Source organism: Devosia insulae DS-56 (assembly GCF_000970465.2).
In the GTDB taxonomy this organism is placed as follows: Bacteria; Pseudomonadota; Alphaproteobacteria; order Rhizobiales; family Devosiaceae; genus Devosia_A; species Devosia_A insulae.
The window spans coordinates 1-8,811 of the sequence record NZ_LAJE02000093.1 but is presented as its reverse complement, the minus strand read 5'-3'; the positions used below and the strand labels follow the sequence as shown (position 1 = coordinate 8,811).

Sequence of the window (8,811 nt, the reverse complement as noted above, 5' to 3'; positions counted from 1 at the left end):
GCCGATGGATCCCCACCCTCCCCCCCCCCCCTCAAGGGGGAGGGGAGCTAAAGATCGACCCGCCGGAACAGCCACCAGGGCATCTCGCGCACAAGGCGCATGATCAGCCGCCAGCGGCGCGGGGCGTATTGCACCGGACCGCCACGATCGGCAGCGCGCCGCACCAGCCGTGCCACCTCATCGGCGGAAGCCAGCCGGCGGCCCGGCAGGCTGTTCGCTGTCATCGCCGTGGCCGTCGGGCCCGGCTTCACCACCACGGCCCGCGGACCCTTGCCGGCGAAGCGGTGGGCGATGCCCTCGACCAGCGTCTCGATACCGGCCTTGGTCGAGGCATAGATGAAGTTCTTCCGCCGCCCGCGGTCGCCGGCGACCGAGCCGAGCACCACCAGCGCGCCGTGCCCCTGTGCCTCGAGCAGATTGGCGGCCGCCAGGGCCCAGAGGGCGGTGGAGGTGTAGTTGGTGGTTATCATGCCGGCCGCGACGGCGAGATCGGCGGCAGCGACGGACTGCTCAGGCATGATGGCGTAGGCGATATGCAGGTGGTCGACGCCGCCGAGCCGGGTGGCGAGCGCAGGTAGCGCCATAGCCGGGTCGGCAGCGACCAGATCGAGCACGGCGGTATCGCAGCGACTGGCGCCACGCTTTCTCAGGTCGTCGGCGAGCGCCTCGAGCCGGGCGGCATGGCGGCCGACCAGCAGCAGGGCGGCGCCTTCGGCGGCGTAGAGCCGCGCGGTGGCTTCGGCGATGCCGGAATTGGCGCCGAGGATCAGCACGCGCAACGGCCCGGCGGCAGGGTTTTTCGATTCGAGTTGAGCCATGCTGTTTGGCTTAGCAGCCATAATGAAACATGGCGTTACGGCGGCTGATGCCACAATTGACGGAAGTGAGTGACGCCGCGGACAGGTGAGAGGCTCGTCTGCCGTTTCGTTGGCCAAAGCGGGAAATCGGAAAAACCGCAATGTTCCCCATGCCCATCGCGTCCGATTGACACGCGGCGCCACTGCGAGGGGTAACCCGCGAGCAGCCCGTCGGTTGCGCTATGCGTAGAAGTTTACCGACCGCGTTTCTGCCCCATTGCGGTCCCGCCGGGGACACACTGAACTCCTAGCGTTTATTGGTATCCGCAGCAGATCGGGGGGCAATCCGATGACTGCCTTGACCATCCGTCCATCCCTGTTGGACGACGATATCGTGAGCGCCTTCGAGCGCGAGAAGAGCCTGTTCATGGCACGCAACAAAGAGCGTTGCAGCCACCTCCTGGTCCGCTTCGGGCCGGACGCGGCCGACGAGACGTTCGCCATCTCGGCGGCGTTCACGCTCGATGAGGCGCGCAACTGGCATCAGGCGGAAGTAACGGTGCCGTTCAAGGAACTGCGCCGCGAGGACGGGCCGGACCGCAGCCTGATCTCCGCCTTTGGCGAACTCGACGAGGGGATCAGCGCGGCGCGTATCGCCCGGCTGTTCGCGCCGCTGTCGGTGGCCCAGCGCATGGCCGGCGGGCGGCGCGACTAGAGTATCCAAGTCATCGCGCTTTCGAACGGGACGAGCCAGCAGCTCTTTCCTGTCAGCGCATAGCTGCAACCGATGGTGGCCGTTCCAGCGGCCGGGGAGCATGAATGAAAACCTGCTGGTTCATCGTCATCGAGAGCATGGGCTCGTGGTGGGTCGACTGCGAGGGCAAGGCCTACGGGCCGTTCGAAGACCGCGACGAGGCGCAGAGCCAGGCGCGGCGGATTGCCATGACCTACGGCGATGGCGGCCGCCGCTCCGAGGTATTCGCGCCCACCGACCAGGGATCGCACCGGCTGATCTGGAAGGGCCCGCTGCCGACCACCTCGGAACCCTGAAGGCGCCTCAACGCTGGTCGTTATAGGGTTCCTTGAAGGTGCCGACGCGGCGCGCCAGCGCCGAGAAGGACAGGGCGCCATCATCCGATACAGTGGCATTGGCGATGCGCAGCAGGCGCGCCGGAAAGGCCAGGGCATCGCGCTCCGCCGGCCGGAGGTTCTCGACCGAGCGGTGGTCGTTGATGGCGGTCAGCTCGGCCGCCCGCATGGCGTCGTCGACATCCTGGCGTGAGACCAGGCCCTTGGCGATCATCGTCTCGTGCATGGCGGCGATCGCGAGGTAGAGGCCTTCGAGCTGCAGGTTGGCGCTGTTCATCGCACGGGTCCTTTTCTCATAAGGAAGAGGCGGGCTGGAGCCCGCCTCCATGCTGCGCTCATCGTCAGCGGATGAACAGCACGATGATAATGATCAGCCAGATGGGGACACCCAGCAGCCAGAGCCCAAGTCCTCTCAGCATTTGTTCTCTCCTCTATCGAACGCGCCGGAATACGGTGCGGAATACCGTGGCGTTGTCGCGGTGGTTGCCACCCATCTGGGCGGCCCAGTAGGCGCCGACAGCGCTGACCAGCAGTGAGGCAGCAGTCAGGAACGCAGCGACGACCCCGGTCTTCCGAGCCGTTTCGGCGGCCGCCGCGGCCTCGGCCTTAGCCTGATCGACAGCGGTGATGACTTCGGTGACACGGGCGTTGGCTTCTTCGGCCGTCAGCCCCGTATTGGTCGAGACCACTTGAGCCAGATAGGCCTTGTCCGGATCGCTGACCGAGCCGGCGATGGCACCCTGGGCGATGATCCGGCCAGTCTCGGCGCGGACGCCGATGGTGTCGGCCGCTGGCAGCGTGGTTGCGGTTGGAGCGGGACGGAACAGCTGATCGACAAAATAGGCATTCGGATCGATCGCGCTGCCGGCATCGTCGGCGACGGTTGCTGCCGCGTTGGTGATGGTCGAAGCGGCGGCGCCGACGGCATTTGCCGCAGCAGAGATACCGCCGACGGCGATGAGGCCGCCGATGATCAGCGCACCGCCCCAGACCAGCAGGCCATGTGCGCCATCGCGGACATCCGCTTCATCCTCGGTGGCATCGAAGTGACGCCGGCGGAGGCGGCCTGTGACGTAGGCGCCGGCCATGAAGCTCGAGACCTCTACCCACAGCAGCCAGGTACCCGCTGCGATGGCGATCCAGATCACCGGGACATCGGGGCCGGCGTGGAAGTTGACGAAGCTCAGCCCGATGGCCGAGCCGAACGTCAAGAGGACGAGTGAGATCGCCGAGGCGATGACGATGCCGGCGATGATCGCCGGCCAGTCGACGTAGGAGTTGGTGTCCGCCTTTGCTGCCGGAGCAGCGGCGACGATGACGTCAGTATCGCTTGCGATGGTCATGGTGCGGTCCTTACCTCAGTCCGAAGAAGGACAGCACAGCGAGGATGACGACCACGAGGCCGACGAGGTAGATGATCCCGTTCATTTTTGTTGTTCTCCTATGACGCAGTTCGTCACAGAAAAGTGCAGAAGCGGACGAATGGTTGCCTTGATCAGAAAATTATTCTAGCTGCCGTCCGTCATGCGGCTGTCGATCTGCTCGAGTGTTTGCTCGTCGTTTTCAACGCGTTCGGCGATTATCTTGCGAAGTTTATGGAGCTCGTGCCCGGTGAGTTCCTCGGCACCGATCAGCCGGTTGTCGGCGTGGCGCAACGCCATGATCAGGTCATCGAGCTTGGCCTGCACCGCCTCGCCGTCGCGGTTCTGCGTGTGCTGCACCACGAACACCATCAGGAAGGTGACGATGGTGGTGGCGGTGTTGACCACCAGCTGCCAGGTCTCGGAGAAGCCGAAGAACGGCCCGCTGACCGCCCAGAGCAGGATCAGCCCGCAGGCGACCGCGAAGGTCAGCGGCTTGCCGGCGCCGCGCGAGACGAGGTTGGAGAACTGATGGAAGAAACCTGCGGCCATGATGACACCTCGCGTTGCAAAGTGTCCGATGTAATCGTCGCGAGTGGTGGCGGGTTCCCGACAGCGGGCCGACCACAAGGTCCAGGCCGGCGAAAACAGGGGGAAGTGGTACGCCCGGATGGATTCGAACCATCGACCATCCGATTAAAAGTCGGATGCTCTACCACTGAGCTACGGGCGCTCAAGCCGCGCGGGGCGGATCGGCGCGGAACATAGGCATTGTGCCCCGGCTGTCAATCGCTAACGGAGCAAAGCCTTCAGTTGAGCAGCGGCACCGGCTGGCCGGCATAGCTGGTGGGCTCGCACGGCACCCCCGCGCGGTCGAGCCGGGCGCAGAGTTCTATCGCCGAGGCGCGATCGACCATCGGGCCGGCAATGATGATCTTGCCGTCGGTGCCATCCTGGTCGGCGAGCACCGGCGAGAGCCCCACCAGCATGGTGCCGACCTGCGCGAGCAGCTCCTGCCATTGGGCTTCGGCGGTATCGGCGCGGACCGGGAAGCCCAGCGCGATGCCGGGAGCGGAGCCATCGGGGATGGCCAGCGGCATGGGCGCCTGAAGCGGCACGACCTTGAGCCTCACCTCATTGGAGCCGGGGAGCAGCGGGCGCTGCTGCACAGCGACCGTGCCGCCTTCGGTCTCGAAGGTGAGCGTCTTGCCCGCGGTGATCGAACCGGTGGTGGTGGCGTCGGTGGCAGCGGAAGCACTGCGCGCCTCGGTCTGCGCCTGCTCGAGAATCTTCGGGACGCTGACCTCGAGGGCGCCGACGCGCTGGGTCACCGCGCCGGCGGCTTCCTCGTTCATGCTGAAGCGCTGCAGCAACTGAGTGTTCTCGCGCTGCATGCGCGCCGATTCTGCTTCGAGCGTTGCGACCTGGGTGCGCAGCTGATTGATGGTCGAGCCTTCGAGGCGCGAAGCGTGCAGCGCGCCATAGACGCTGGGCGGGATCAGGCCCGAGAGGTTGGCGCCCAGAATGGCGACCGCCCAGATGCCGAGCGCCGCGATGCCCCACATCGTCACATCCGCCGGACGAAACTGATCTGCAGCCTTGGCCAAAGGTCTTATCCCTCGAGAGCCCTGCGAATCAGGGCGATTTCCGAGTTTACCACTCCGTAACCTCGTTATCGGATTCCCAACAACTTGCTGCCATAAACACGGGGGAAACGATGACCCCCTGACGAGGGCCCTCCATGACTGAATTGCTGTCGATCATCCTGGCCGCGGGCGAAGGCACCCGCATGCGCTCGGCTACGCCGAAAGTGCTGCATCAGGTGGGGGGGCTTTCAATTGTCGGGCATGTGGTGAATGCCGCTATCGCCGCGGGCTCGAGCCGCGTGGCCGTGGTGACCGGGCCGGGCCACGATGCGGTGCGCAAGATGGTCAACGGCTTCGCCCCGGATGTGCAGTTTTTCGAACAGACTGAGCGGAAGGGGACGGCGCACGCCGCCGGCATGGCACGACCGCTGTGGCAGGACGCCGAGGGCTACGTCGCTGTGGTCTATGGCGACCACCCGTTGCTGCGTGGCGTCAACTTCGATGCCGTGCTCAGCCGGCTTGCTGATGGTTTCGACGCTGCGATCCTCGGCTTCGAGCCGAAAGACCCAACCGGCTACGGGCGCTTCATCACCGATGGCGACCGCCTGTTGGCGATCCGCGAGCATAAGGACGCAAGCGAGGCCGAGCGCGCGATCGGCCTCTGCAATGCCTGCATCCTGACCTTCAAGGCAGAGGTGTTCCGCGAGCTCATCGACAGGGTGAAGCCGAACAACGCGCAGAAAGAATTCTACGTCACCGACCTGGTGCAGCTCGCCAACGAGGCAGGCTACAAGGTCGGCTACGGTGTGGCGCCCGAGCAGGACGTGATGGGCGTCAACGACCGGGCGCAGCTGGCGCGGGCCGAGGCGCAGTTCCAGGAGCTCAGGCGCGACGATTTTATGCGCGCGGGAGTAACTTTGAAGGACCCGTCGACGGTGTATTTCTCCTACGACACCGAGATCGGCCGCGACGTGACGATCTTCCCCAATGTGGTGTTTGGGCCGGGGGTGAAGATCGCCGACGGGGTGGAGATCCGGGCGTTCTGCGATATCGAGAACACTTCGATCGGGGCGGGCGCCAGCATCGGGCCGTTTGCCCGGATGCGCGGCAATGCCGACATCGGGCCCAACGTGCATGTGGGCAATTTCGTCGAGGTGAAGAACTCGGTGATCCACGAGGGCGTCAAGGCCGGACACCTCGCCTATCTCGGCGACAGCGAAGTGGGCGCCCGGACCAATATCGGGGCAGGGACCATCACCTGCAATTATGACGGCGTGAACAAATCCAAGACCAGCATCGGCGCGGACGCCTTTATCGGCTCGAACTCGTCGCTGGTGGCGCCGGTGAGCATTGGCGACGGGGCCTATATCGCCTCGGGAAGCGTCATCACGCACAACGTCGAACCGGATGCGCTGGCCATCGGCCGGGCCCGGCAGGAAAACAAGGCCGGCTATGCGCCCAAGCTCAAGGCGCGCGCCGAAGCCATCAAACGCGCCAGAGCTGGCAAGTAAGGGACCCACGGAATGTGCGGTATTGTCGGGATTATCGGGACTGAACCGGTCGCGCCGCGGCTGGTCGATGCGCTGAAGCGGCTGGAGTATCGCGGCTATGACAGCGCCGGCGTCGCGACGCTGGAGGGCGGGCAGATCGGCCGCCGCCGCGCCGAGGGCAAGCTCGGCAACCTCGCCGCCAAGCTGAGTTTTGAGCCGCTCAACGGCAATATCGGCATCGGCCACACCCGCTGGGCGACGCATGGCGCGCCGACCGAGGGCAATGCCCATCCGCACGCCACCGACAAGGTGGCGGTGGTCCATAACGGCATCATCGAGAATTTCCGCGAGCTGCTCGCCGACCTCGCCAAGGACGGGTACCTGCCCAAGACGCAGACCGATACGGAATCGGTGGCGCTGTGGGTGACCCGCGAGATCGACCGCGGGCTCGACCCGGAGATGGCGGTGGCGCGGACGCTGAAGGAGCTCCGCGGCGCCTTCGCCCTGGCCTTCATGTTCAAGGGCGAAGATGCCCTGCTGATCGCCGCCCGCTCCGGCGCGCCGCTGGCCATCGGCTATGGTGCAACTGAGATGTACCTCGGCTCCGACGCCATGGCGCTGGCGCCGTTCACCTCGCGGCTGAGCTACCTGCTCGATGGCGACTGGGCGGTGCTGACCAAGAACGGCGTGACCATCCGCGACGGCTCGGACGCGATCGTCCAGCGCGAGATGCTGGTTTCGGCCGCCTCGGCGCTGCTGGTCGACAAGGGCAACCACCGCCACTTCATGGCCAAGGAGATCTACGAGCAGCCCGAAACGGTGTCGCACACGCTCAGCCACTATGTGGATATGAGCAGCGACAAGGTGGCGCTGCGCGAGGCGCTGCCGTTCGATTTCGCCACGCTCAAGCGGCTGACCATCTCGGCCTGCGGCACGGCGTCCTATGCCGGCATCGTCGCCAAATACTGGTTTGAGCGCTATGCGCGCCTGCCGGTGGATGTCGATGTGGCGTCCGAGTTCCGCTATCGCGAGCCGCCGCTGGAGCAGGGCGGCCTCAGCCTCTTCATTTCCCAATCTGGTGAGACCGCCGACACCCTCGCGGCCCTGCGCTATTGCGCCGGGCAGGGCCAGCACATCGCCTCGCTGCTGAATTCGCCGGAATCGACGATGGCGCGCGAGAGCCAGGTGGTGTTCCCGACGCTCTGCGGCCCCGAGATCGGCGTCGCCTCGACCAAGGCGTTCACCGCGCAGCTGACGGCGCTGGCGAGCCTCGCCGTCGCCGCTGGCGTGGCGCGCGGCACGATCTCGGCCCAGCAGGAAGCCGAACTGGTGCACAGCCTCACGACGCTGCCGACCGCCATCTCCGCTGCACTGGCGCTCGAGGGGCAGGTCGAGGATATCGCCAAGCGGCTAAGCAAGGCCAAGGACGTGCTGTATCTGGGCCGTGGGCAGATGTACCCGATCGCCATGGAAGGCGCGCTGAAGCTCAAGGAGCTGAGCTATATCCACGCCGAGGCCTATCCGGCGGGCGAACTGAAGCACGGGCCGATCGCGCTGGTCGACGAACTCATGCCGGTGATCGTCGTGGCGCCGTCGGACGAGCTGATGGCCAAGACCCTTTCCAACATGCAGGAAGTCGCGGCACGCGGCGGCAAGATCATCCTGATCACCGACGAGGTGGGCAAGCAAACGGTGGGCGAAGGCGTCGCCGAAGTGCTGGTGCTGCCCAAGGTGGCGAGCTTCGTCGCGCCGATCCTCGCGACCATCCCGGTGCAGCTATTGGCCTATCACACCGCCTCGTTCATGGGCACCGACGTCGACCAGCCGCGCAACCTCGCCAAGAGCGTGACGGTTGAATAAGCCGTTCTTCGAGCAGGAGCCGGAACTCAACGTCTTCGGCGAGAAGCTGGTGCTGTGCTCGATGCACCCGCTGACCGGGTTCTATCGCAACGGCAACTGCATCACCGGCCCGCTCGATGAGGGCCGGCACACGGTGTGCGCCGAGATGACCGACGCGTTCCTGGCCTTCTCCAAATCGCGCGGCAACGACCTCAGTACGCCCATGCCGGAATATGCGTTCCCGGGCCTGAAGCCCGGCGACCGCTGGTGCCTCGTGGCGCTGCGCTGGGTCGAAGCGCTGGAAGCCGGCATGGCGCCGCGTGTGGTGCTGCAGGCCACGCACCAGTCGGTGCTGAACTATGTCGAGATCGACGTGCTGAGGAAGTACGCGGTGGCGTGAGGAGGCCTGTCTCTTATACCAATCTCCGAGCCCACGAGACAGGCAGAAAAATCGGAGGCCGGCGGCGGCGGGAAAAAAAAAAAAAAACAAAAGAAAAGAAAAACAACGGAGAAAAAAAAGACAGAAAAAGACAAAACAGAGAAGATAAGAGAGGTAAAGAGAGCGCAAAGAAAAAGGAAGGAGAAAAACGAAGAGAGCAAGAGACATGAACAACCGAAGACACAAGCGAAGTAAGGTAAGGAACATAGT

Annotated in this window: 10 protein-coding genes and 1 tRNA gene; 5 read left to right on the top strand and 6 right to left on the bottom strand. The window is 65.0% G+C overall.

The genetic code is table 11. The annotated features are described in order from the left end of the window. Positions 1-47: 47 nt before the first annotated feature. Complete coding sequence (locus VW23_RS06425; RefSeq protein WP_069908757.1) at positions 48-818, bottom strand: SDR family NAD(P)-dependent oxidoreductase; 771 nt, start codon at positions 816-818, stop codon at positions 48-50. 328 nt (positions 819-1,146) lie between these two features. Between VW23_RS06425 and VW23_RS06420 the strand changes: the two genes are divergently transcribed. Beyond that, complete coding sequence (locus VW23_RS06420; RefSeq protein ID WP_069908756.1) at positions 1,147-1,512, top strand: hypothetical protein; 366 nt, start codon at positions 1,147-1,149, stop codon at positions 1,510-1,512. Between the two features lie 104 nt (positions 1,513-1,616). Then, entirely contained in the window at positions 1,617-1,847 is a 231-nt protein-coding gene (locus tag VW23_RS06415) for a hypothetical protein (RefSeq protein WP_069908755.1), read from the top strand. A gap of 7 nt (positions 1,848-1,854) precedes the next feature. Here VW23_RS06415 and VW23_RS06410 read toward each other — a convergent pair whose 3' ends face one another. From VW23_RS06410 to VW23_RS06390, 5 genes are all read right to left on the bottom strand, one after another. Then, on the bottom strand, positions 1,855-2,163 hold the full coding sequence (locus VW23_RS06410; RefSeq protein WP_069908754.1) for a hypothetical protein: 309 nt from the start codon (positions 2,161-2,163) through the stop codon (positions 1,855-1,857). A gap of 154 nt (positions 2,164-2,317) precedes the next feature. Beyond that, on the bottom strand, positions 2,318-3,229 hold the full coding sequence (locus VW23_RS06405; protein ID WP_069908753.1) for a hypothetical protein: 912 nt from the start codon (positions 3,227-3,229) through the stop codon (positions 2,318-2,320). Between the two features lie 165 nt (positions 3,230-3,394). Then, complete coding sequence (locus VW23_RS06400; protein WP_069908752.1) at positions 3,395-3,799, bottom strand: low affinity iron permease family protein; 405 nt, start codon at positions 3,797-3,799, stop codon at positions 3,395-3,397. Between the two features lie 106 nt (positions 3,800-3,905). Further along, positions 3,906-3,980 (bottom strand) — tRNA-Lys (locus tag VW23_RS06395). Between the two features lie 76 nt (positions 3,981-4,056). Continuing rightward, positions 4,057-4,854, bottom strand: a complete 798-nt coding sequence (locus VW23_RS06390) for a hypothetical protein (protein ID WP_069908751.1) — start codon at positions 4,852-4,854, stop codon at positions 4,057-4,059. Positions 4,855-4,988: 134 nt separating this feature from the next. Here VW23_RS06390 and glmU point away from each other — a divergent pair, with 134 nt between their 5' ends. From glmU to VW23_RS06375, 3 genes are read left to right on the top strand one after another with little or no spacing between them, the layout of a single operon-like run. Continuing rightward, positions 4,989-6,344 carry a bifunctional UDP-N-acetylglucosamine diphosphorylase/glucosamine-1-phosphate N-acetyltransferase GlmU gene (gene glmU, locus VW23_RS06385; protein ID WP_069908750.1) on the top strand — a complete coding sequence of 452 codons (1,356 nt, stop codon included), beginning with the start codon at positions 4,989-4,991 and terminating at the stop codon, positions 6,342-6,344. Positions 6,345-6,356: 12 nt separating this feature from the next. Next, on the top strand, positions 6,357-8,183 hold the full coding sequence (gene glmS / locus VW23_RS06380; RefSeq protein ID WP_069908749.1) for a glutamine--fructose-6-phosphate transaminase (isomerizing): 1,827 nt from the start codon (positions 6,357-6,359) through the stop codon (positions 8,181-8,183). Further along, on the top strand, positions 8,176-8,562 hold the full coding sequence (locus VW23_RS06375; RefSeq protein ID WP_069908748.1) for a DUF2237 family protein: 387 nt from the start codon (positions 8,176-8,178) through the stop codon (positions 8,560-8,562). The genes glmS and VW23_RS06375 overlap by 8 nt, the downstream gene beginning before the upstream one ends. The last annotated feature ends 249 nt before the right edge of the window (positions 8,563-8,811 follow it).

Coding starts and splice junctions, on each gene's coding strand:
- VW23_RS06425 (WP_069908757.1), bottom strand. CDS start 818: ATGGCTCAACTCGAATCGAAAAACCCTGCCGCCGGGCCGTTGCGCGTG.
- VW23_RS06420 (WP_069908756.1), top strand. CDS start 1,147: ATGACTGCCTTGACCATCCGTCCATCCCTGTTGGACGACGATATCGTG.
- VW23_RS06415 (WP_069908755.1), top strand. CDS start 1,617: ATGAAAACCTGCTGGTTCATCGTCATCGAGAGCATGGGCTCGTGGTGG.
- VW23_RS06410 (WP_069908754.1), bottom strand. CDS start 2,163: ATGAACAGCGCCAACCTGCAGCTCGAAGGCCTCTACCTCGCGATCGCC.
- VW23_RS06405 (WP_069908753.1), bottom strand. CDS start 3,229: ATGACCATCGCAAGCGATACTGACGTCATCGTCGCCGCTGCTCCGGCA.
- VW23_RS06400 (WP_069908752.1), bottom strand. CDS start 3,799: ATGGCCGCAGGTTTCTTCCATCAGTTCTCCAACCTCGTCTCGCGCGGC.
- glmU (WP_069908750.1), top strand. CDS start 4,989: ATGACTGAATTGCTGTCGATCATCCTGGCCGCGGGCGAAGGCACCCGC.
- glmS (WP_069908749.1), top strand. CDS start 6,357: ATGTGCGGTATTGTCGGGATTATCGGGACTGAACCGGTCGCGCCGCGG.